This is a genomic window from Aliirhizobium cellulosilyticum, from assembly GCF_014198105.1.
Classification (GTDB): Bacteria; Pseudomonadota; Alphaproteobacteria; order Rhizobiales; family Rhizobiaceae; genus Neorhizobium; species Neorhizobium cellulosilyticum.
This window is the reverse complement of sequence record NZ_JACIGW010000001.1, coordinates 1,676,290-1,698,518: the sequence shown is the minus strand read 5'-3', so window position 1 is coordinate 1,698,518 and position 22,229 is coordinate 1,676,290. Positions and strand designations below refer to the sequence as shown.

Below are 22,229 nucleotides of genomic sequence, written 5' to 3'. Positions count from 1 at the left end.
CCGGTAACTTACCGGGAGTGGGAGAAAACATGGTAAGACACTTTATTTCAGGCGGAGTTCTGGCTGCGGCGGCGGTCGGTATGCTGCAAACGCCAGCGCTCGCTGGGGGGCTTGAGCGCGGCGGTTACAACATCGATCTCTTGTTCGATACGTCCAGATTTACGGCAGAGGCGACGTCGACCTTCGTTATGCCGGACCGCAAGCTGAAGAATGTCCGTGACACTGATCCGACCCCGTTTAACCCTGCTGGCGGAACAGCGGGTGGTGGCGATCTGACCGGCCTCTCGACATCGGCAGATGGCAGCGAAAATTATTGGTCTCCCCGCATTGGGATAAAGGCCGGTATCGGAGACGCGGCAGACTGCATGTTTGATTATTCGGAGCCATGGGGTGCGCACAAAAATCCGGGACGCGATTGGGCCGGTGCAAACGAGGATATCGAGACCAAGGTTGAAAGCCGCAACTATGCTGCGACCTGTTCCTACCGATTTGATATGGGGCCGGGCCAGCTTCGCCTGATTGGCGGCGGGTTCTATCAGGAGGTTTATGGATTTCAGGAACGTCTGGTTCAGGCGTTTCCGGCCGGATTTCCCCTTTCGGGCGTTGGTCGCCTCGATCTGGAAGGTGACGGCTGGGGTTGGCGCGCGGGTGTCGCCTACGAAATTCCAGAATATGCGTTCCGCGCTAGCCTCGTTTATAACAGTGAGGTCAAGCTGAACGATATTACCGGCACACTCGATCTCTCCCAGGTGTCGGGAACTCCCAAATTTGATGTCTATGGCTCTCAGGCGATGCCTGATGTTCTTGAGCTTAAGGTGCAATCCGGTATCGCGCCCGACTGGTTGGCATTCGGTTCCGTGAAGTGGACGGATTGGAGCCAGTTGCAGAAGGTGCCGTTCTTCTGCTCTTCCGGAGTTGCAGGTGTCTGCGCCTCCGGCACTCAGGTCACAACACTCGACCTCGGCTATCGGGATGGTTGGACTGTCATGGGCGGCATCGGCCATAAGTTCAACGAGCAGTGGAGTGGCGCTGTCAGCCTGACTTGGGATCGTGGAACGTCGCAAGGCTTTGGATCACAGACGGATACCTGGGCGCTCGGCGTTCTTGGCAGCTATTCACCGACGAAAAATGTCGAATTCCGCCTTGCCGGGGTTCTTGGTCTGATGACCGGTGGTTCTTCCCGTACCGTTGTACTGGATGGCCTGACTTATGGGCAAAGAGCCAATTACGATTTCGACGACGATATCGTTGCCGCTATTTCGACGGGTATAAAGGTCCGTTTCTGATCTCTGCTTTATCAAAGACAAAAGCCCGGTTTCGACCGGGCTTTTGCTTGTCGCGGTTATTCGCTTGGCTGCTAAAATACTGTGACGATTTCGCAACACTTTTTTGTGACGATCGCGGCGCGTTTCAAGGCTAGGACTTTTGTCCATTTCCCGCCACAAACGAGGCGCAGCGGTATGTAAGTAGAGAGCACGAACTGCGGGGGCGGAACGTGCGTGTTGGAGTATCATGGGCGGGTTTTCTGAAGATAAACGGGGCTTTGCTGGATTGGGCAAGCGGATAGCGAATTCGTTTTCCGCTGCTGCCGCGATCTTGTTTAGGGGTCCAAGTCTTGCCGGAAATGGAACCTACAGTTTCTCTCGCCCATCGGGAGGCAGAATGTCGGGATCGTCTTGTCCTGATCTTCTGTCCGCACGGCCAATAATGCACGCTTCGGCTCCCAGCCGCGAGCGGGTCGAAAGAAACTGAACCATGCGGAAGTCTGGCACTGGATCCATGAGAGTATTGCTTCTTGGAATATCGCTGGCGGCAATCTGTGCCGGGAACGCTCTTGCCTTCGACATCAAGGCAGGTGTGTCGAAAGAATCTGGTCCTTTCGATCTCTTCAAGTTCGGCTTCAAGGCTTACAAGAACGGTCAGAAGGAAGATGCGGTCGAAGCCTATCGTTATGCTGCCGAAAAAGGTCATACCGGTTCGCGCTGGGCGCTTGCCAACATGTATGCCTATGGCGATGGTGTGACCAAGGACGATTATACGGCCTTCAAGATCTATAACGAGATTGCAGCCCAGGGCGTCGAGCCGGGCTCCGAGGACACGGGCTTCTTCGTCAATGCGCTTCTGTCGCTTGCGAGCTATTACAGCCATGGCATTCCAGGCAGCCCGGTAAAGCCCGACCTTTATCAGGCGCGTCAGCTCTATTTCCAGGTAGCCTCCACCTTCGGTGTGGCCGAAGCGCAGTATCAGCTTGCCCGAATGATGCTGTCGGGTGAGGGCGGCGGCTCAAACATCCAGCAGGCCAAGAAGTGGCTCAATCAGGCCCGTAAGACCGGCCATGCCGGCGCCATGGCGGTATTCGGCAATATCCTCTTCCAGGAAGGGCAGGCGGTTCGCGGGCTGGCATTCATGACGGCTGCGCTGGACCGCTGCATCGCCAAGGATTGTGGCTGGATGGAGCAGCTTCAGGAACAGGCATTCTCGGTCGCCGACGAACGGGACCGCCGCGGTGCGGTTGCGCTGTCGCACCAGCTGGCAGATACCGACGACTGACCCGAACCGCGCTTTAAAGCGCGTTCGCGTCGCCCTGGCGTTGCAGATCAGGCTGCGAAATCGAATATGCCGACCACCGGAACGTGGTCGGATGGCTTTTCCCACGCACGCACGTGTTGTTCGATCGAGGTTGCCTTCAGCCGGTCTGCTGCTTCCGGTGACAGCAGCAGGTGATCGATGCGGATGCCGTTGTTCTTCGGCCATGCGCCGGCTTGATAATCCCAGAACGAATAGAGTTTGGTTGCGTCGGTCGTGGCGCGCACCGCGTCGATCAGGCCAAGATTTTCGAGCCTGCGGAAGGCCTCACGCGTCTGCGGCAGAAACAGTGCGTCTGTCGCCCACACGGCCGGATCGAAGCAGTCATGCGGTTCCGGAATGACATTATAGTCGCCGGCGAGGATCAGTGGCTCTTCCAGCGCAAGGCAGGCTTCCGCATGGCGGCGAAGCCTTTCCATCCAGGCGAGCTTGTAAGGGTATTTCACCGGATCATCGGCCGGATTTCCGTTCGGAAGATAGATCGACGCGACCCTTATAACGCCGCCGGCAATAGAGAACACGCATTCGATATAACGCGATTGCTCATCGAGAGTGCCATCCGGCCCTTCACCGCCGGGTAGACCGCGCATCACTTCGTCGGGCTTGATCTTCGACAGGATCGCGACGCCGTTAAAGCCCTTCTGGCCATGCGTTTCCACATGATAGCCGAGCGCTTCGATCTCGAGCCGCGGAAAGCGCTCATCGACCGATTTGATCTCCTGAAGGCATACGATATCCGGTGACGAATCGGCGAGCCACTGGCGCAGATTATCGATCCGCGCCTTGACGCCGTTGATGTTCCAGGTCGCGATCTTCATGCGTCATCCACTTCATGTTCCTGATCGTCCCTTTTAGACGATCAGGCGCAGGAAGGAAGCCGGGTTGGATTGAAATGCCGGCCAGAAAAAAGGATCAGATGGAGAAGCTGGTACCGCAGCCGCAACTGGCAACCGCGTTCGGGTTCTTGATCTGGAATGACTGCCCGAGCAGGTTGTCGACGAAATCGATCTCGGATCCGGCCATGTAAATCAACGACATGCTGTCGATCAGAACCTTGGCATTGCCGTTTTCAATGACGATGTCGTCTGCCTCCGGCGCCTCGGCCAGATCGAACTTGTAGGAAAAGCCGGAACAGCCGCCGCCTTCGACGGAGACGCGCAGTGCCTGCTTGCCGCTATCGGCCGAGACAATCTGGGAGATCCGCTTTGCTGCGGCATCGGAGAGGGTTACATTTTCAGTCATCTAGTGTCTCCTGCCGGGGTAAAGGCCCGGTGAGTTTCAGGCCGGTGCCTGAATAACTCGAAGATAATCGTCACCGGCTTTGCGCGCGGCTTTACTATAGGTATGAAGGCGTGAACGGCACGTCAATGGGCCGTGCGGAACGGAATTGCAATGGAAATGCAGGTGAAGGCATGACGATCGATACCAGGACGCTCGGTTTCGGTAGCGGCGAACGGGCGGTTTATGCGTCGGACCCTTGGAATTCCCGGGGGCGGATGTTTGCCGAAGATGGCAGTCTGACGCGCTCGGAGTTCCAGCGTGACCGCGACCGCATCGTCCACACCACCGCCTTTCGTCGCCTCAAGCACAAGACACAGGTCTTCATCAGCCCCGATGGCGATCACTATCGCACCCGTCTCACTCACACGATTGAAGTCGCCCAGATCGCCCGCGCACTGGCGCGCGCCTTGAAGCTCGACGAGGACCTGGCTGAAGGCGTCGCACTTGTCCACGATTTCGGCCACACGCCGTTCGGCCATACAGGCGAGGACGCCCTCGACGAGGTGATGAAACCTTTCGGCGGCTTTGATCACAACGCCCAATCGCTACGAATCGTGACCAAGCTGGAACGCCGGTATGCGGAATTCGATGGCATCAACCTGACCTGGGAAAGTCTTGAAGGTCTGGTCAAGCATAATGGTCCGCTGATGACAGCAGGCGGCGAAGGGCTGGACGGGCCTGTGCCGCAACCGATCCGCGATTATTGCGAACTCCACGATCTCGAACTGGCGAGTTTCGCCAGCCTTGAGGCTCAGGTCGCTGCGATCTCGGACGATATCGCCTATAATACTCATGACATAGATGACGGCCTGCGCTCTGGCCTGCTGACCTTCGAGATGCTGGAAGATGTACCGTTTCTGTCCGGTCTGATGCGGCAGGTGAGGGCAAAATATCCACATCTTGAGCCGAGCCGCTTCGCCTATGAGGTGACGCGCCGGCAGATCACCCATATGGTCGAGGACGTGATCGGTGTGGCGCAGGCCAATCTGGCCGATATCCGCCCGCAAAGTGCTGCCGATGTCCGGACGGCAGGCCGGGTGATCGCAACCTTCTCGCCAGAAATGGCGCAGACGGATCAGCTGATCAAGAAGCTGCTGTTTGCCCGCATCTATCGCCATCCGGAGATTATGCGCATCCGTGCTGGCGCTTCCAAGATCGTCACCGATCTCTTCGAGGCCTACATGAATGACCCGACCTTGATGCGCAGCCACTATTGGGTGGATCATATTTCCGGGTTGAAAGAGGCCGCCAAGGCCCGTCACGTTTCCGATTATCTGGCCGGAATGACCGACACCTATGCCGTCCGAGTACATGGAGAGCTGTTTGACCAGACTCCCGATTTGCGCTAGGCCGACCTCCAAACACCACCGGCTTTACAAAAGCCCGCTTCGCATTACGCGTGGATACGAGACATGAATCTTTTTGCTGACTTCGATAATAGAATTAAGAACGCGCTGGAAAAAATTGATATTATCAAGGAAAAGCGCAGTGAAATCGATTTCGGACGACTGACTGTCGAGCCGCCGCGTGACCAGAGCCACGGCGATGTGGCGACCAACGCAGCTATGGTCCTGGCAAAGCCGCTCGGCACCAATCCGCGCGCGCTTGCCGACCTGATTTCGGCAGCATTGCGCAATGATCCCGACGTCAGCGAAGTTTCTGTGGCCGGCCCCGGCTTTATCAATATCCGCCTTTCGACCGGTTACTGGCAGCGTATCCTTGGCTCGATAATCGAAGCCGGAACCGATTATGGTCGCTCGACTTTCGGTTCGGGCAAGAAGACCAATGTCGAATACGTCTCGGCCAACCCTACCGGGCCTATGCATGTCGGCCATTGCCGTGGTGCGGTGGTTGGCGACGCTTTGGCCAACCTCCTGTCCTTTGCCGGCTACGATGTCGTCAAGGAATATTACATCAACGATGCGGGCGGCCAGATTGACGTGCTCGCCCGTTCCGTTTTCCTGCGTTACCGCGAGGCGTTGGGTGAGGATATCGGCGATATCCCGGCCGGCTTGTATCCGGGCGACTATCTCGTTCCCGTCGGCAAGGAACTTGCTGCAGAGTTCGGCCCGCGGCTGCACAGCATGCCGGAAGAAGAATGGCTTCCGCTCGTCAAGGATCGTGCGGTTGACGCGATGATGGTGATGATCCGCGAGGATCTTGAGGCTCTGAACGTCCACCATGACGTCTTCTTCTCCGAGCGCACGCTGCATGCCGAAGGCGCCAAGCTGATCCGCGCGGCGATCAACGACCTTACCTTCAAAGGCCATGTCTACAAGGGCAAGCTGCCGCCGCCGAAAGGCCAGCTTCCGGAAGATTGGGAAGATCGCGACCAGACGCTGTTCCGCTCGACCGAAGTCGGTGACGATATCGACCGGCCGCTGATCAAGTCCGATGGCGCTTACACCTATTTCGCCGCCGACGTCGCCTACTTCAAGGAGAAGTACGACCGCGGCTTCGACGAGATGATCTATGTGCTCGGCGCCGACCATGGCGGCTATGTGAAGCGGCTCGAGGCGGTCGCCCGTGCCGTATCCGACGGCAAGGCGAAGTTGACCGTGCTTCTGTGCCAGTTGGTCAAGCTTTATCGCGATGGCGAGCCGGTCAAGATGTCGAAACGCTCCGGCGATTTCGTCACATTGCGCGAAGTCGTCGATGAGGTCGGTCGTGATTCGGTTCGTTTCATGATGCTTTACCGCAAGAATTCCGAGCCTCTGGACTTCGATTTCGCAAAAGTTACTGAACAGTCGAAGGATAACCCGGTCTTTTATGTCCAGTATGCACATGCGCGCTGCATGTCTGTATTCCGGCAAGCTAAGGATGCGTTTCCGGGTCTTGATATCGATTCGCTCGATCTGGCCTCGACCGTCGGTGAAATAACGGATCCGAACGAGTTGCAGCTGGTTGGAAAGCTCGCCGAATACCCGCGAATCGTCGAAAGCGCAGCGCTTTCGCAAGAGCCGCATCGCATAGCGTTTTACCTCTATGATCTGGCCAGCTTCTTCCATGCGCACTGGAATAAAGGTAAGGAACAACCTGAATTACGTTTTGTTAACGATAAAAACCGAGAATTGAGCATCGCCAGACTTGGGCTGGTGCGTGCAGTCGCTTCCGTATTGAGGTCTGGCCTCACAATTACGGGTACGGCTGCGCCGGAGGAGATGCGCTAAAAACGCCCTCATTTGCCCATATTGCTCTGGCAGAAGCGTAGTAATGTAGGTGAGTGGACGACGTCATGGCGGATAATAACCTTGCGCGTAGCCGGAATGATGTGCCGGAATTTTTTGCTGATGGTGATCCGTTGGCTGAACTGGCGCGGATCGTCGGTTATGAGGATCGGGTTGTTGCAAACCCGGCTCCTCCTGTTGCCGAGCCCGTAGCGGCAAGGCGGACCGATCCGGTCTTCAACCTTGAAGATGAACTTCTCCGCGAGTTCGAGCGTTACGATGCGCCTCGGCTCGATCCTGTCGATGATCTTGTCGTTGCAGAGCCTTCGATCGCTGCGATGGATGATGTTTCCGTCGAGCCTGTGTTCGAAGGCAACCGGTTTGTTTCCGGTCTCGATCAGGCAACAGGCGAAGATCAGGCTCAGGCTGAAGGCGATCCGCTGGAGCCGTGGGCTTCAGACGACATTTCTAATGATGCCGTGGCTTCGAACGATGAAGCTTCGGATTACGAAGCAGAGTTGGTCGATGGCGGCGATCGCGGAGTTGCCAATCACGCTTACGTAGAAAGCCTTCCGGACACGCTACCTACAGAGCCTGAAGAGGCCGGCTCGTGGCGTGTGCCGAATGAGGCTGTCGATGCAGTTCCGGCGTATCAAGTCGCTTCGTTGGCGGATCAGGATCTGTCATTCGACGAATTCGATCTGGCCGCGGAATTGGAAACGTCCTTCGTTTCCACGCCGGTTGTCGCCCCCGTTGTTGCGACTCAGCCCCTGTCTGTGGAGGCTCAGTCGCCGCCGATGGATGCGAAACGTAAAGGGGCAGGATATACGCCAAGCTTCCGCATGCCTCTTGCAAACTTCCAGTCAGGTGCAGGCGTGGCGTCCCACCAGCGGACAGAGGCCAAAGTCGAGCTGCAGGCTGCTCCGTCAAAGATTGAACCGGTTTCTTTCGATGGATGGAATGTTGCCGCGCCGGTGTCGGTTGCGGTTTCTGCCCCTGTCATCTCGGATTTGCCAATCCCCGCGATGGATATTCCCCTTGCTGGCCCGGCTGAGCCGATTGCCGCCAAGGTTGTCGCACCTGTAGGGGAGGTCGCGCCGGATCTGCCGAAAGATCAGTTCGCTGATCTGGATGCCCTTCTTTCAGGCGTTGATCATTATTCGGTCTCCTCGCGCACTGTGGCTCCGGTCGTTGAGACCGTGCAGGTTTCTGTCGACAGCGAACTCCTGTCGCTAGCTCCCGCGCAGCCGCAGGTATACGCAGCCCCCACTGCGCCATCTGTTCCATCCGAATCGGTCGACGAAGCCTCCGATCCCTTTGCCGATCTGGATTTCGAGTTGGCGCTTGACGCTCTGGAACTCGACCTAACGGATATGGTGGTCGAGGAGAATAGCAAGGTTGTTGCTCCAGTCGTTGCCTCTGTCGACCCCAACGTCTCCGCTCCTGCCACGGTTGCTCCCGTCGCACAGCCTGCTCCGGCGCCGGTCGCCTCTCCGGCTGTTGCAGCGCCCGTCTATGCTGCGGCCCCGGTATATTCCGCTGCGCCGGCATTCGACCTGGAGCCTGAAGACGACGTGCCGTTCGATCCGGCTCTGCTTTCCGAACCTGAAGAACAGCCGGAAGCGATTGCAGAACTCGATGTGCCGACCCTTCCTGTAGAGGAGAAGGAAGAGCAGCCTGCTTATCGGAACGATTTCGATCTCGATATCGACGCGGAACTCGCCTCTCTTCTGGAGGCACCTGAGACTGCGGCATCGCTCCAGCGCGGAAGTGTCCAACCGCAGCTCGCGGCTGTTGCTTCAGCACCGGCTGCTCAGAAATCCGTTTACGCGGATCTGGATGATTTCGAGCGGGCCCTCGAAGAGGATTTCCGTCGCAGTCTTGCAACCCCGCTTACCGCCAATGAAAGTTATGCTCAGGCCGAAGACTATGAGCAGAATGTCGATGACGTCGAACAGCGTGGATCTTCGCGACGTTGGATTGCTCCTCTCGTTGCCGTTGGTCTTGTCGCCGTTTGCGGCGCGGGTGCCTTTGCATGGTTTGGAAACTCCACGTCCGGTCTTGGCGGAAATGGTGAGCCGATGGTGATCGCTGCCGACAGCGAGCCGGTCAAGATTGCGCCGGCGAACCCGGGCGGCAAGACCGTGCCCAACCAGGACAAGGCCGTTTACGACCGCGTCGCCGGTGCAGGATCGGAAACTCCCAAGCAGCAGCAGCTGATTTCGAGCAGCGAAGAACCGGTTGACGTCGTCCAGAAGACTCTGATGCCGGATACCCTTCCGCTTGAAGGGGAAAACGACGTGCAGATGACCGACGTAGCAGAGACCGAGGATCCACGTCTTCTGCCGCAGGATCAGCAGCAGGCCGGTGAACAGCAGGCCGTCACGGTTATGCCGCGCAAGGTCAAGACAATGATCGTTCGCGCCGACGGCAAGCTGGTCGAGCAGGAAGTCGAACCTGCCACTACGGCAAAAATCGCTGCGGCTCCGGTTCGGGCTGATGCTCCGGCACAGCAGACGGCTGCAGCCTTCCCGACCGCCGCCCCGGCTCCTGCCGCACCTTCGACAGGTATCGTTCCGGTCTCGGCTCCAGCCGATACTGTATCGACCATGCCGGTCGCCGCCCAGGCTCCGGCATCGATCGAGCAACTGGCGGATACCGCACCGGCTGCCGCCGTTCGGGCTCCTGTTCCGACCACTCGTCCGTCGACTCAACCTGCCAATGTCGTCGCCAGTGTCAGTGATCAGGGCAATGTTCGCACCGCAGCACCTGCCGCCGCCGCTCCGGCTGCGCAGAATACGCAGGTGGCTTCGCTTGGCGAAGGTGGATACGTGATCCAGATTGCTTCACTGCCGTCCCAGGCCGATGCGCAGAAGTCCTACCAGAGCCTTTCGAATAAGTTCGGCAGTGTGATTGGTGGACGTGGCGTCGATATCAAGGCTGCCGAAGTTGCCGGCAAGGGGACTTTCTACCGCGTCCGTATCCCGGCCGGTAGCAAGGAGCAGGCTGTCGCACTCTGCGAAAAATATCGCTCGGCCGGCGGCAGCTGCCTTGTGGCGCGATAAGACTTGATTCAGCCGAAACAGACGGGGCGCGCGGCGCCCCGTTTTCGTTAGGGCAATTCCAGCAAAATTGAAAAAAAACGGTTTTGCGTCCGGAAATGCTCCAGATCATCACAGCGGGTAGTTTGATATGAGTGTTTCGAAATCCATGATTCTCGGCGCTGGCGGCGCGACTTTGACTGCCGACGAAATCTCGCTCTATCGTGATGAGCGGCCCTGGGGGTTCATTCTCTTCGCCCGCAACTGCATCGAACTTCCTCAGATTGCCGATCTCGTTGCCGCCATGCGTGACGCAGTCGGCAGGCCTGATGCACCGGTTCTGATTGACCAGGAAGGTGGCCGTGTGCAGCGTATCCGTCCGCCGATGATCGAGCGTTATCCTTCGGCCACCGCTCTGGGTGAAATCTATCGGCAGGACAGAGAAAAGGGCCTGCGCGCTGCTTGGCTGATGTCGCGCCTGCATGCCTTCGACCTCATGAAGCTCGGCGTGACCGTCGATTGCCTCCCCGTCCTCGATGTTCCTGTCGAGGGGGCGAGCAATGTCATCGGTGATCGCGCCTATGGGTTCGATCCGCAAACGGTAGCATCAATGGGCAAGGCAGCAGCCGAAGGGCTGAAGGCGGGTGGCATGCTTCCGATCATGAAGCATATGCCGGGCCACGGCCGAGGTATGGCCGATTCTCATCATGAACTGCCGGTCGTCACCGCTTCGCGCGCCGAACTCGAAGGTCATGACTTCGTACCCTTCGTCGCGATGAAGGACGAGTTGATGGCGATGAGCGCACATATCGTCTTCACCGCCTATGACGATCGCGATCCGGCAACGATTTCGCCGGTGGTGATCGAAGATGTCATTCGCGGTCATATCGGGTTTGACGGCCTGCTGGTCTCGGACGACACATCGATGAATGCCCTGAAAGGCACGATCGGCGAACGTGCCGCACGAATCATGGGGGGAGGTTGCGATATTGTCTTGCATTGCAACGGCCTCATGGACGAAATGAAAGCGGTAGTGAAGGAAGTTGTGCCTTTGTCTGGTAAGGCTTTGCAGCGCGCCGAGGCCGTCGAGCGCGGCTTTGCAGCTCCCGATGCGTCCGACGAACAGGCGCTGCGTGCAGAATTTCACGAAATGATGGCGGTCGCCTGACGAGGTAGGGCTGCCGAACGAGAGAGGTGAACTGGTTTGGCGGGGAATTCGGGGCAGGGCGCCATTCCAATGGACAAGCTCTGGCAGGACGTGTCCGAACGTGCTGCCGACGACCCGGCATTTGTCATCGACGTTGCCGGATTCGAAGGTCCGCTCGATCTTCTCCTGCATCTCGCCCGTAGCCAGAAGGTGGATCTCTCCCGCATCTCCGTGCTCGCGCTTGCAGAACAATATCTTCTCTTCGTCGATAGCGCGCGGCGTGTGCGCATAGAGCTCGCCGCCGACTATCTGGTGATGGCGGCCTGGCTTGCCTACCTGAAATCACGCCTGCTCATTCCTCAGCAGGTCAAGGGTGATGATGGTCCGACCGGCGAAGAGATGGCGGCGACACTTGCCTTTCGTTTGCGGCGCCTGGAGGCAATGCGGGAAGCGGCAAGCCAGCTTGTCAATCGCAACCGGCTGGGACGTGATGTCTTTGCCCGTGGCGCGCCGGAACATATTCCGCATCGCGTTCAATCCGCCTACGATGCGAGCCTCTACGATCTCTTGTCAGCCTACGCCAACCTTCGGCAGCGCACGGCGATCACCCAGGTCACGATCGAGAGGCGTAAGGTCTGGTCGCTGGTGGATGCACGAGAGTTGCTGACGCGCATGCTGGGCGAGATCGCTGACTGGACGGCATTGCAGACCTATCTGCTTCCCTATCTGCCGCCTGAGGATCGGGTAACGGCAACGGCAAGCGCCTTCGCCGCGTCTCTGGAACTCGTGCGTGAGGGGAAGCTGGAAATACGCCAGGACGGCGCCTTCCAGCCGATTTATCTTCGTGGTGGCAACCGGCAGCGATCCGCCCAGGTGCCTGGAGGTGGCGAATGACGTCCGGAACCGACGGAATCGAAATCTTTTCGAACGCTGGTCACGATGTGGATGACGGTCATGGCGGGGGATTTTCGGACCTCGAAGCCGAGCGCATCGCCGAGGCACTGATTTTTGCCTCGGCCGAGCCTGTTCCTGAGCGATTTCTGGTCGACAGACTGCCGCGCGGAACGGATATCCCGGCGCTTTTGGGCCGACTTGCAGAAAATTATGCCGGCCGGGGCGTCAATCTTGTCCGCATGGCAGATTGCTGGGCCTTCCGCACGGCTCCCGATCTTTCCTTCGTTATCCGCAAGGATGATAACGAGGTCAGGAAGCTGTCGCGTGCAGCGCTCGAAGTGCTGGCGATCATAGCCTATCATCAGCCTGTCACCCGCGCGGAGATCGAGGATATCCGTGGCGTTCAAACCTCCAAAGGTACGCTGGACGTGCTGATGGAGGCCGGTTGGGTTCGTTTTCGCGGTCGCAGGCGATCGCCCGGTCGCCCGGTCACGCTCGGGACTACAACGGATTTTCTCGATCATTTCGGTATCGAGGAACTGCGTGATCTTCCCGGACTGGAAGAGTTGAAGGGTGCCGGCCTGTTAAGCGGCCGTATACCGCCGGGGTTCCATATTCCCATGCCGGGTGCGGATACTGATCTGTCGGATGAAGAAGATCCAATCACTCAGCTTGATCTTGAGGAACTAGGTCTGCTGAGCCCTGGCGGTGCTTCGGACGATTAGTTTTCGCAATTTATCGCAGAGCGTGTATCGGCGGCCAATGATCTCGCATGGCGCTAACGAGCGCGTGATTAGCGATGTATCATGCAAATTTGCTGTTTGAAAAAGCGCCACAAAGCGCTTACATCGAAGACTAATTCGAATTGGAGTTGGACTAATGGGTTCTTTCAGTGTGTGGCATTGGTTGATCGTTCTGGTCATCGTGCTCGTCTTGTTCGGGCGCGGTAAGATTCCGGAGCTGATGGGCGACGTCGCAAAGGGTATCAAGAGCTTCAAGAAGGGCATGACCGACGAGGACGCCCCGGAAACGACCACTGCGAAGACCGTCGACCACAAGGCTGACGAGGCGAAGGAAACCACCCGGTCCTAGTGGAACGGGTAGGGGCTTCAGGAGCTTCGTTGCATGTTTGATATCGGTTGGACCGAACTGCTCGTCATTGCGGTCGTACTTATTGTTGTGGTCGGTCCGAAGGATCTGCCACCCATGATCCGCGCATTTGGTAAAATGACAGCCAACTTCCGCAAGATGGCTGGTGATTTTCGCACGCAGTTCGATGAAGCCTTGCGTGAAGCGGATATGGATGACGTCCGCAAAACCATATCGGATGCGCAAAAGCTTAATCCGACAAATGCCCTGCGTGATGCTATCAATCCGCTGAGGCAGATGGGGCAGGATATCAAGTCGGACCTGCAGAAGGCGACGCAGATTCCTAGTCCTCTCGCCGAAAACACGACCGAACTTTCACCGACAGATGCTGAGGCGCAGCAGTCGATCGAAGGGGCCGAGCCGATTTCTGCTGCTCCTGAAGTTCCGGCAAGCGTCGAGCCGGCAGCCGCTGCAACAGCTGCTCCTACAGCTGTAGCCGCAAATACGGTGTCAGCCCCGGTAACGCCGGTACCCGTTGTTGCCGATGCGAAAAACCTCGCTCAAGCTGCGCCTGTGGCTGCGACGCCGGCCAAGGTAGAGGCTGCCGTTGCAAAACCTCGTGCACCCCGCACGTCGGTGGTGAAGGCCGGCGGAGAAGCCAAGGTGCGCAGCAAGTCTTCCAAGAATTCTGCGGGTTCCAGCAAGACGATTGCAGAAATCGCACCTGTGGTTGAAAGGCCCAAGCGGGCCAAGGCCGCGCCGAAGAAGACTGTCGAAACCGCATCCGTTGCCGTTGAGGCACCGGTTACCAAGGCGCCCGCCCGCAAGCGCACGCCCAAAAAGACTGATACTCCGAAGGACGAAGCATGAGCGACTACGAGGACAAGCCGCAGCCGCTTATCGAACACCTGATGGAGTTGCGCACCCGACTGATGTGGTCGATCGGCGCCTTCTTCATCGCTTTCGTCGTCTGCTTCTTCTTTGCCAAGCAGTTGTTCAACCTGCTCGTCATTCCCTACAAATGGGCTGTGGTTTGGGCGGGGCTGGATATCGCCAAGTCCGAACTGATCTACACCGCCCCACAGGAATTCTTCTTCACCCAGGTGAAGGTCGCGATGTTCGGTGCATTGGTGATCGCTTTTCCGGTGATCGCGTCGCAGATCTACAAGTTTGTCGCGCCCGGCCTCTACAAGAACGAGCGATCTGCATTCCTGCCGTTCCTGATCGCATCACCGATCCTGTTTCTTCTGGGCGGCGCACTGGTCTATTTCTTCTTCACGCCGATGGTGATGTGGTTCTTCCTTGCGATGCAGCAGGCTCCGACCGAAGGTGAAGTCGGTATTTCGCTTCTGCCGCGCGTGTCGGAATATCTCAGCCTGATCATGACGCTGGTCCTGTCCTTCGGTCTGGTCTTCCAGCTGCCGGTTGTCACCACGCTGCTCGCCCGCGTCGGTCTGCTGACAAGCGACTGGCTGAAGGAAAAGCGCAAGTATGCGATCGTCATCGCGTTCATTGCCGCAGCAATCCTGACGCCGCCGGATCCGATGTCTCAGATCGGTCTTGCTATACCGACCATCCTTCTCTACGAGATTTCCATCTATGCCGCGCGACTCGTCGAGCGCAAACGCAGTGAAGATTCTGAAACTGCAGAATCTTCCTCGGAAGTCGCCGAGACCGATAAGGCTTGAGGATTTTCCTGGCCTGATGCGCGCGGCGTCTCGCGTTGAAGGCTAGGATTATGCTTGATATCAAATGGATTCGTGAAAACGAACAGGCTCTTGATGAGGCGCTCGCCAAGCGTGGCGCCGGGCCGATGGCCGCTGAACTCGTGGCGATGGATGAACGTCGCCGCAGTATAATCCAGAAGCTTCAGGACATGCAGTCCCGCCGCAACGCTGCCTCCAAGGAGATCGGCGCTGCCATGGCGCAGAAGAACCTTGAACTGGCGGACAAGCTCAAGGCAGAAGTCGCCGAGATCAAGGAAACCATGCCCGCCGCGGAGCAGCAAGAGCGCGAGGCAATTGCTGCGCTTGATGACGCGCTGTCGCGTCTTCCCAACATCCCGCTCGATGACGTGCCGGTCGGCAAGGACGAACACGACAATATCGTGAAACGCGTCGTTGGTGAAAAGCCGCGCTGGAACCATCCGGCGAAGGAGCATTTCGATATCGGTGAAGCGCTCGGTTACATGGATTTCGATCGCGCCTCGAAGCTGTCGGGTGCACGCTTCACGGTTCTGACCAGCCAGCTCGCCCGTCTTGAGCGGGCGCTTGGCCAGTTCATGCTCGACATGCACACCATGGAGCACGGTTATACGGAAGTCTCCTCACCGCTGATGGTGAAGGCCGAGGCCATGTATGGCACCGGCCAGTTGCCGAAGTTCGAGGAAGATTTGTTCAAGACGACCGACGGCCGTTACCTTATTCCGACGGCCGAAGTGACGCTGACTAATCTCGTTTCGGCCGAAACGCTTGAGCAGGAAAAACTGCCGCTGCGCTTTACCGCGCTGACGCCGTCCTTCCGTTCGGAAGCAGGTTCTGCCGGCCGTGATACGCGCGGCATGCTGCGCCAGCACCAGTTCTGGAAATGCGAACTGGTTTCCATCACCGATGCGGAAAGCGCGATCGCTGAACACGAGCGCATGACGGAATGCGCCGAGAATGTTCTGAAGCGTCTGGGCCTGCATTTCCGCACCATGACGCTTTGCACCGGCGATATGGGCTTTGGCGCTCGCAAGACCTACGACATCGAGGTCTGGTTGCCGGGACAGGACACCTATCGCGAAATTTCGTCCTGCTCGGTCTGCGGCGATTTTCAAGGCCGTCGCATGAACGCGCGCTATCGCGTCAAGGACGAGAAGGCGCTTCGTTTCGTTCATACGCTGAATGGTTCGGGTACTGCCGTCGGTCGCTGCCTGATCGCGGTTCTGGAAAATTACCTGAACGAAGACGGTTCCGTCACAATTCCTGATGCGCTTCTGCCTTACATGGGCGGCCTGACCAAGATCGAGAAGGCATAAGGATATATCACGATGCGCATTCTGCTCACCAACGATGACGGTATCCACGCAGAAGGTCTTGGCGTCCTGGAACGGATTGCACGGACGATTTCTGACGATGTCTGGATCGTTGCGCCGGAGACGGACCAGAGCGGTCTTGCGCATTCGCTGACCCTGTCCGAGCCGCTTCGGCTGAGGAAGATCGACGACCAGCGTTATGCACTGCGCGGCACGCCGACAGATTGCGTCATCATGGCCATCAGCGAGATCATGGGCGGCAAACCCGATCTCGTCCTATCGGGCATAAACGACGGCGGCAATATGGCCGACGACATCACCTATTCCGGCACGGTCGCTGGTGCGATCGAGGGAACGCTTCAGGGCGTGCGCTCGATCGCGATAAGCCAGGCTGCGCGTAAGGAAAATGGCCGTTTCACGCCATGGGAAGTTGCCGAATCATACGCTGCCGATCTTCTTCGCAAGTTGATAGAGGTCGAGCTTCCTGACGGAACTTTCCTCAATGTGAACTTCCCGCATTGTGCGCCGGAGGAAGTGAAGGGCGTAGAGGTCACTTCACAAGGAAAGCTCGATTTCGGCCTGATGATAGATGCGCGAGAGGATGGTCGCGGCCGACCCTATTACTGGCTGAAATTTTCGGAGCGGAAAGGAAATTTCCGTGACGGCACGGATATCCAGGCGCTTAAGGAAAACAAGATTTCCGTAACGCCGCTTAAGCTGGACCTGACCGATTATTCGGTTCAGGATCGCTTGGCATCCGCGCTGGGAGCAGGAGTTGCCGGTTGAAAACTGGGATGGTCGAAAAAGAAGGGTTTGCTGCACTCGTCCTGCGCCTGCGGGCCGAGGGCATCTCCGATCTGGATCTTCTGACAGCCGTGGAGCAGACACCTCGTTCCCAGTTCGTACCAGCTCCGCTGGCCGAGGAAGCCTATTCCAGCCGCACGATCCCGATCGATTGCGGTGCCTTTATGGAAGGCGCCGACCTCGCTGTGCGCCTTCTGCATCGTCTGCAGGTAAAGCCTGGTCATCGTGTGCTCGAAATTGGCACAGGTAGTGGGTTTACCGCTGCGGTGATGGGGCGAATTGCCGAGCGCGTGACGACCGTCGAGCGTTACCGCACGCTGGTTACGGCAGCCAACGCCCGAATGGACGCACTGAGTCTTCGCAACGTCATCATTCGACAGGCGGACGGTAGCAACGGCCAGCCGGGTGAGGGAACTTTCGACCGCATTCTGGTGACTGCCGCATTTACCACTTTACCGCGGTTTTATGCCGAGCAGCTCACGCATGGCGGCTCCATGATCGCTCCGCTCATCCTTGATGACGAGACCTGCCTCATGACGCGTCTGACCAAGACCGGCAGCCGTTTCGAGCGTGAGGATCTGTTCCCGGCCCCCTATCTTCCGCTTGTTCCGCACGTGGCCGAAGCTCTCTGAGCTTGGTTGGCATGGTTAGCAATTTGACAAAATACCGACTTTTGGTGCGGCGCCTTAACCTGCCAGTAAGACTAACAGGTTTTAATGACTCTCATGATGGTGGCGTCATGAGTAGGTCGAGTCAATGCGTTTCAAGAGTTCATCCAAGTTCGGTACATCCGTTGTAAAGTTCGCAGCGGCAGCCTTGCTGGCCAGCGCTGCGACCGGTTGCAGTTCAGACGCTACGCGTTTTTCCGGTCTGTTCGACGGTACGGACAATATGACCACGGCATCCATTCCTCAGCGGCAGGGAGGTGGTGCATACGGTCAGGCTCCGGTTCCGCGTGGTGACGTGTCTTCGTCTCAGGGCATGCAGCCGCAGTACGGTTCGAATAACGTTGCTTCGTCTCCGTCTTATCCGCCTTCGGGTGGCTATTCGTCGCCGGCGCGCGTCGCTTCCGCGCCTTCGAGCGTTCAGCGTTCGGAGCTGTCTGCTCCAAGCAGTCTTCCTCCGGTGTCCGGATCCGATTCTTCGATGCGCCAGCAGGCCATGGCTCAGCCATTTCCGCAGCAGTCGAACACTGCTCCGGTTCGTGGTGCAGACAACCTGACAACCGGCACGGTCAAGCCGATGTCCGGCTGGTCAACGGTCAATGCGCCGCGTGTCACGCTGAGGCCAGGCGAGTCTGCCAAGACATTGGCAAACCGTTATGGCGTTCCTGAAAAGGAAATCCTGCGGGCAAATGGCGGTACGCTCGCAGCCGGCCAGTCGGTCGTAATTCCGACCTTTGGTCCTGCGCGCAATACTGCCAAGACTGCCGCTAGCGATATCGATCTTCAGAACAATGCACATGCACCGGAAAACCAGTCCGAGCAGAAGCTCGCTGTTCTGCCGTCGCGTGACAAGTCGCTGGCGGAGCCGGGCAAGATCACGCCTCCTGGCGGCAAGCCGATTGGTGGCACATACACCGTCAAGCCCGGCGACACGCTGACCAAGATCGCCCGCGAAACCGGCACATCGGTCGAGGCGCTGAAGGCTGCGAACGGCATGACCGATGGCACCGTTCGTATCGGCCAGACGCTCAAGGTTGCCAATGGCATGACCGACCCGGTTCGCACTGCCTCGGTTCCGCAGAAACCTGCCGAGCCTATGCACGCAGCGCCGAAGGCTGCAGCTCCGCAGCAGCCGGCCGTCGCCAAGGTTGAGCCTGCCGTAGCAGCACCATCCAAGCCTGCCGCTGCAGAAAATGCATCGCTCAGCGAAGTCGAAAAGAAAGCTGATGTTGCGTCTGTCGCCCCACAGTCCACGGGGATCGAGAAGTACCGCTGGCCGGTCAATGGCGCGGTCATTGCCGGCTACGGCTCCAACGTCAATGGCAGCCGCAATGATGGTATCGACATCTCGGTTCCGGAAGGTACGCCGATCAAGGCAGCCGAAAACGGTGTCGTTATCTACGCAGGCAATGGTCTGAAGCAACTCGGCAACACCGTGCTCGTACGTCACGACGACGGCAAGGTCACCGTTTACGGCCATGCCAGCGCGATCAACGTGACCCGTGGCCAGAAGGTTACCCGCGGCCAGACGCTTGCTTCTTCGGGTATGAGCGGCGACGCACAGCGTCCGCAGGTTCACTTCGAGGTCCGCAAGGACGCAACGCCGGTCAATCCGAATACCTACCTTGAATAATGTAGTGCGTTTCAAGGGGACAACGAAAAAGCCCGGCTCTGCCGGGCTTTTTTGCGTTTTTCACTTGATCCAGTAGAAGCGGCAGCCGTTGTTCTTTCCGGAATTATGCCCTGGCGATCGAGTTTTGTGGCGTTATATGCGATCCAGCGGCTTGCGCAGTCGGCCGGCGAGATCCTGAATGTACTGCCAGGCCACACGACCCGAACGGCCTCCGCGTGTCGTTGCCCATTCCAGTGCTTCGGCGTGAAGTGTTTCTTGACCCAGGCCCAGGTTGAAATGTGCTGCGTATCCGTCGATCATTGCCAGATAATCGTCCTGGCTGCATTTGTGGAAGCCGAGCCACAGGCCGAAACGATCGGAAAGCGAGACTTTTTCTTCCACGGCCTCCGAGGGATTGATGGCCGTCGATTGCTCGTTTTCCATCATGTTGCGGGGCAGGAGATGGCGACGGTTGGACGTTGCATAGAAGAGCACATTGTCCGGTCGCCCCTCTATGCCACCGTCGAGCGCGGCCTTGAGCGACTTGTAGGCGGTGTCGTCATGGTCGAAAGACAGGTCGTCGCAGAAAAGGATGACGCGCTGTTTCGATGATTTGAGAATGTCCAGAAGGCCGGGCAGTGAAGCGATATCCTCGCGGTGAACCTCTACGAGTTTGAGCGATGAGCCGGTTGCAACACGCACATCTTCATGCACGGCCTTGACGAGCGACGATTTGCCCATGCCGCGCGCGCCCCATAAAAGCACATTGTTTGCCGGATATCCTTCGGCGAAACGAAGCGTGTTTTCATGCAGGATATCGCGCACATGATCGACCCCGCGGATCAGCGTCAACGCGATACGGTTCGGCCGCGGCACTGGCTGGAGTTTCAGGTTGGATGGCACCCAGACGAAGCAATCGGCGGCATCCCAGTCGTTGACTGCGGGAGGCGGTCCCGCAAGACGTTCGACCGCATCGGCAAGGCGCCTTATTTCGGCAAGCACCTGTGCGTTAATGTCCTCGCTCATGACGCTGCCCTTCCTTTTCCTGTGTTTCGGGCCGGGTAACACGCTCGTCATTGCATAGAAAGGCTTTGAGCCGTGGATTCGGTACGCAAATTGCCGCTTTCTGTTGCATTCCGGGCCATCGCAACTATATTCCGGCGGCTTGAACGGGGGCGGGGAGTCTCCGGTAGTTTTAGGAGTTCTCGATGTTCATTACCGAAGCATTCGCCCAGGCGAGTGGCGCAGCAGCCCCCTCGGGCACCGATTCCATCCTGCAGATGGTCATGCTGTTCGCACCCCTGATGGTGGTGTGGTATTTCTTTCTCATCCGTCCGCAGCGTGCCCAGGCCAAGAAGCGCAAGGAAACGCTTGATAACATTCGTCGTGGCGATCAGGTCGTTCTCGGTGGCGGTATCACGGGCAAGGTAAGCAAGGTCATCGACGACAACGAACTGGAAGTCGAAATCGCCGAAGGCGTCAAGATCCGCGCCCAGCGTGCCTATATCGCCGAAGTCAAGGTAAAGGGCGAACCGGTCAAGACCGAATCTGCTCCGACCAAGTAAGCGGCACGATAACCGGCTTGCTCGAAAGTCGGCTACCTGATTGCCCGGATCGTTTCTGTCTATCCGACGGAGGCTTGATCCGGGCAAAGTTGTTCTGGAAGGAAGCCATGCCAATGGCGAAAGGCATCGAAATCCGAGACGCTCATTTTCCGGGCCGCGCGCCGATCGATGCCTACGGCAATGGTGGTTTCCGTTTCGCTGACATGTCCCATCGCGGCTCCATTCTATGCTTGCCCTCTGGCATTCATGGCTGGGACATGCGGGAGGGCGATCTCCTGACGATCGCCTCTCTGGAGCGCGTACTGGCCGATGCATCCGGCATCGAAGTGCTGCTGATCGGCGCAGGGGCCAACCTCAGGCCTATACCCGCTGACGTGAAAGCTGCGCTGAAGTCCAGAGGCATCTCTTCCGATCCGATGAGCACCGGTGCAGCCGTGCGCACATTCAACATCATGCTGGCCGAATCCCGCGCTGTCGCGGCGGCTCTCATCGCGGTTTGACATGACCGATACCCTTTCCGAAAACGGCGCGCTTTGCCTCTCCATGCTGCGGGAGACGGACCGCGACCGTTATCTGGCCTGTCTTCTTTCGCCTGAAGACAAGCGGGGTGCACTTGCCTCACTTTATGCGTTCAATGCGGAAATTGCCCGCGTTCGCGACGTGGTGCGTGAGCCGCTCCCCGGCGAAATCCGCCTGCAATGGTGGCGGGATCTCTTGGAAGGTGGAGCCGCAGGAGATACCGGCGGCAATCCGCTCGCCGCTGGTCTGCTGGAGACCATAGACCGTTATCGTTTGCCACGGCAAACACTGGTTGCCATGACAGAGGCACGCATCTTCGACCTCTATGACGATGCCATGCCCGACCAAAACGCGCTGGAGGGCTATTCGGGTGAGACAGCATCGGCTTTGATCCAGCTTGCTGGTCTTGTCTTGTCACCCGAAGATGCGACTCAATCGGCCGATGCTGCCGGGCATGCGGGCGTGGCACAGTCGATAGCCGGCTTGCTGATGCTTTTGCCGATCCATAACCGCAGGCGGCAGATCTATGTCCCGCTCGATATCCTTTCCGCAACAGGCCTTGATCGTGACGGCTTTTTGGCCGGCGAGGACAAGACGCGTATCTCGGCAGCGATCGAGGCTTTTTCCGGCCTAGGGTTGGAGCATTTGCAAAAGGCCCGCCATGCAGGGCCGATCGCCAAACCACTTTTTCCGGCCTTTTTGCCCGTCTCTCTGGCGGAGCACATTTTGAAGCGGGCCAGAAAACTGGGCGCTTCGGCGCTTTTCGGTGGATTGCAGCAACCGCAATGGCGTCGCCAGATCAGCATGATGAAAGCGACGCTGCTTCGCCGCTTCTGATGCGAC

At 58.2% G+C, this 22,229-nt stretch carries 21 protein-coding genes; 18 read left to right on the top strand and 3 right to left on the bottom strand.

The features are described from left to right. The first annotated feature begins 29 nt into the window (after nucleotides 1-29). Entirely contained in the window at nucleotides 30-1,286 is a 1,257-nt protein-coding gene (locus GGE33_RS08005) for an OmpP1/FadL family transporter (protein ID WP_148146400.1), read from the top strand. A 469-nt stretch (nucleotides 1,287-1,755) separates the two neighbouring features. Continuing rightward, nucleotides 1,756-2,550 carry an exopolysaccharide production regulator ExoR gene (gene exoR / locus GGE33_RS08000; RefSeq protein WP_183821897.1) on the top strand — a complete coding sequence of 265 codons (795 nt, stop codon included), beginning with the start codon at nucleotides 1,756-1,758 and terminating at the stop codon, nucleotides 2,548-2,550. 47 nt (nucleotides 2,551-2,597) lie between these two features. Here exoR and xth read toward each other — a convergent pair whose 3' ends face one another. Both xth and erpA read right to left on the bottom strand, forming a co-directional pair. Further along, nucleotides 2,598-3,404 carry an exodeoxyribonuclease III gene (gene xth / locus GGE33_RS07995; RefSeq protein WP_183821895.1) on the bottom strand — a complete coding sequence of 269 codons (807 nt, stop codon included), beginning with the start codon at nucleotides 3,402-3,404 and terminating at the stop codon, nucleotides 2,598-2,600. A 94-nt stretch (nucleotides 3,405-3,498) separates the two neighbouring features. Continuing rightward, entirely contained in the window at nucleotides 3,499-3,828 is a 330-nt protein-coding gene (gene erpA / locus GGE33_RS07990) for an iron-sulfur cluster insertion protein ErpA (protein WP_148146403.1), read from the bottom strand. A gap of 170 nt (nucleotides 3,829-3,998) precedes the next feature. Here erpA and GGE33_RS07985 point away from each other — a divergent pair, with 170 nt between their 5' ends. The 13 genes from GGE33_RS07985 to GGE33_RS07925 all read left to right on the top strand — a co-directional run bounded on the left by GGE33_RS07985 (nucleotide 3,999) and on the right by GGE33_RS07925 (nucleotide 19,323). Further along, nucleotides 3,999-5,216, top strand: coding sequence for a deoxyguanosinetriphosphate triphosphohydrolase (locus GGE33_RS07985; protein WP_183821894.1), 1,218 nt, complete (start codon nucleotides 3,999-4,001; stop codon nucleotides 5,214-5,216). Nucleotides 5,217-5,279: 63 nt separating this feature from the next. Further along, complete coding sequence (gene argS / locus GGE33_RS07980) at nucleotides 5,280-7,037, top strand: arginine--tRNA ligase (RefSeq protein WP_183821892.1); 1,758 nt, start codon at nucleotides 5,280-5,282, stop codon at nucleotides 7,035-7,037. Nucleotides 7,038-7,102: 65 nt separating this feature from the next. Then, nucleotides 7,103-10,099 (top strand): SPOR domain-containing protein, encoded by a 2,997-nt coding sequence (locus tag GGE33_RS07975; RefSeq protein WP_183821890.1) that lies wholly within the window; start codon nucleotides 7,103-7,105, stop codon nucleotides 10,097-10,099. Nucleotides 10,100-10,226: 127 nt separating this feature from the next. Further along, nucleotides 10,227-11,243 carry a beta-N-acetylhexosaminidase gene (gene nagZ / locus GGE33_RS07970; protein ID WP_148146407.1) on the top strand — a complete coding sequence of 339 codons (1,017 nt, stop codon included), beginning with the start codon at nucleotides 10,227-10,229 and terminating at the stop codon, nucleotides 11,241-11,243. Between the two features lie 69 nt (nucleotides 11,244-11,312). Then, nucleotides 11,313-12,116 (top strand): segregation and condensation protein A, encoded by an 804-nt coding sequence (locus GGE33_RS07965; protein WP_183822451.1) that lies wholly within the window; start codon nucleotides 11,313-11,315, stop codon nucleotides 12,114-12,116. Beyond that, the gene (scpB, locus tag GGE33_RS07960; protein WP_183821888.1) at nucleotides 12,113-12,841 is read left to right on the top strand and encodes an SMC-Scp complex subunit ScpB; all 729 of its coding nucleotides are present in this window, start codon (nucleotides 12,113-12,115) and stop codon (nucleotides 12,839-12,841) included. Before GGE33_RS07965 ends, scpB begins: the two co-directional genes overlap by 4 nt. Before the next feature lie 154 nt (nucleotides 12,842-12,995). Further along, entirely contained in the window at nucleotides 12,996-13,208 is a 213-nt protein-coding gene (locus GGE33_RS07955) for a twin-arginine translocase TatA/TatE family subunit (protein WP_112507697.1), read from the top strand. A gap of 33 nt (nucleotides 13,209-13,241) precedes the next feature. Then, the gene (tatB, locus tag GGE33_RS07950; protein ID WP_183821886.1) at nucleotides 13,242-14,075 is read left to right on the top strand and encodes a Sec-independent protein translocase protein TatB; all 834 of its coding nucleotides are present in this window, start codon (nucleotides 13,242-13,244) and stop codon (nucleotides 14,073-14,075) included. Further along, nucleotides 14,072-14,893, top strand: coding sequence for a twin-arginine translocase subunit TatC (gene tatC, locus GGE33_RS07945; RefSeq protein ID WP_148146410.1), 822 nt, complete (start codon nucleotides 14,072-14,074; stop codon nucleotides 14,891-14,893). The genes tatB and tatC overlap by 4 nt, the downstream gene beginning before the upstream one ends. Nucleotides 14,894-14,943: 50 nt before the next feature. After that, on the top strand, nucleotides 14,944-16,224 hold the full coding sequence (serS, locus tag GGE33_RS07940; RefSeq protein WP_148146411.1) for a serine--tRNA ligase: 1,281 nt from the start codon (nucleotides 14,944-14,946) through the stop codon (nucleotides 16,222-16,224). Nucleotides 16,225-16,236: 12 nt separating this feature from the next. Continuing rightward, nucleotides 16,237-17,007 (top strand): 5'/3'-nucleotidase SurE, encoded by a 771-nt coding sequence (gene surE, locus GGE33_RS07935; protein ID WP_183821883.1) that lies wholly within the window; start codon nucleotides 16,237-16,239, stop codon nucleotides 17,005-17,007. Between the two features lie 8 nt (nucleotides 17,008-17,015). Beyond that, nucleotides 17,016-17,657, top strand: a complete 642-nt coding sequence (locus tag GGE33_RS07930) for a protein-L-isoaspartate(D-aspartate) O-methyltransferase (protein ID WP_148146506.1) — start codon at nucleotides 17,016-17,018, stop codon at nucleotides 17,655-17,657. 124 nt (nucleotides 17,658-17,781) lie between these two features. After that, nucleotides 17,782-19,323: a LysM peptidoglycan-binding domain-containing M23 family metallopeptidase gene (locus tag GGE33_RS07925; RefSeq protein ID WP_183821881.1), complete on the top strand. Its 1,542-nt coding sequence runs from the start codon at nucleotides 17,782-17,784 to the stop codon at nucleotides 19,321-19,323. A 132-nt stretch (nucleotides 19,324-19,455) separates the two neighbouring features. Here GGE33_RS07925 and GGE33_RS07920 read toward each other — a convergent pair whose 3' ends face one another. Next, nucleotides 19,456-20,328 (bottom strand): ATP-binding protein, encoded by an 873-nt coding sequence (locus GGE33_RS07920; protein WP_148146414.1) that lies wholly within the window; start codon nucleotides 20,326-20,328, stop codon nucleotides 19,456-19,458. A 182-nt stretch (nucleotides 20,329-20,510) separates the two neighbouring features. Between GGE33_RS07920 and yajC the strand changes: the two genes are divergently transcribed. The 3 genes from yajC (at nucleotide 20,511) to GGE33_RS07905 (ending at nucleotide 22,223) form a co-directional block, all read left to right on the top strand. Next, nucleotides 20,511-20,867, top strand: a complete 357-nt coding sequence (gene yajC / locus GGE33_RS07915) for a preprotein translocase subunit YajC (RefSeq protein WP_148146415.1) — start codon at nucleotides 20,511-20,513, stop codon at nucleotides 20,865-20,867. 113 nt (nucleotides 20,868-20,980) lie between these two features. Further along, complete coding sequence (locus GGE33_RS07910; RefSeq protein WP_183821879.1) at nucleotides 20,981-21,367, top strand: Mth938-like domain-containing protein; 387 nt, start codon at nucleotides 20,981-20,983, stop codon at nucleotides 21,365-21,367. Between the two features lies 1 nt (nucleotide 21,368). Beyond that, nucleotides 21,369-22,223, top strand: coding sequence for a phytoene/squalene synthase family protein (locus GGE33_RS07905; protein ID WP_183821877.1), 855 nt, complete (start codon nucleotides 21,369-21,371; stop codon nucleotides 22,221-22,223). The last annotated feature ends 6 nt before the right edge of the window (nucleotides 22,224-22,229 follow it).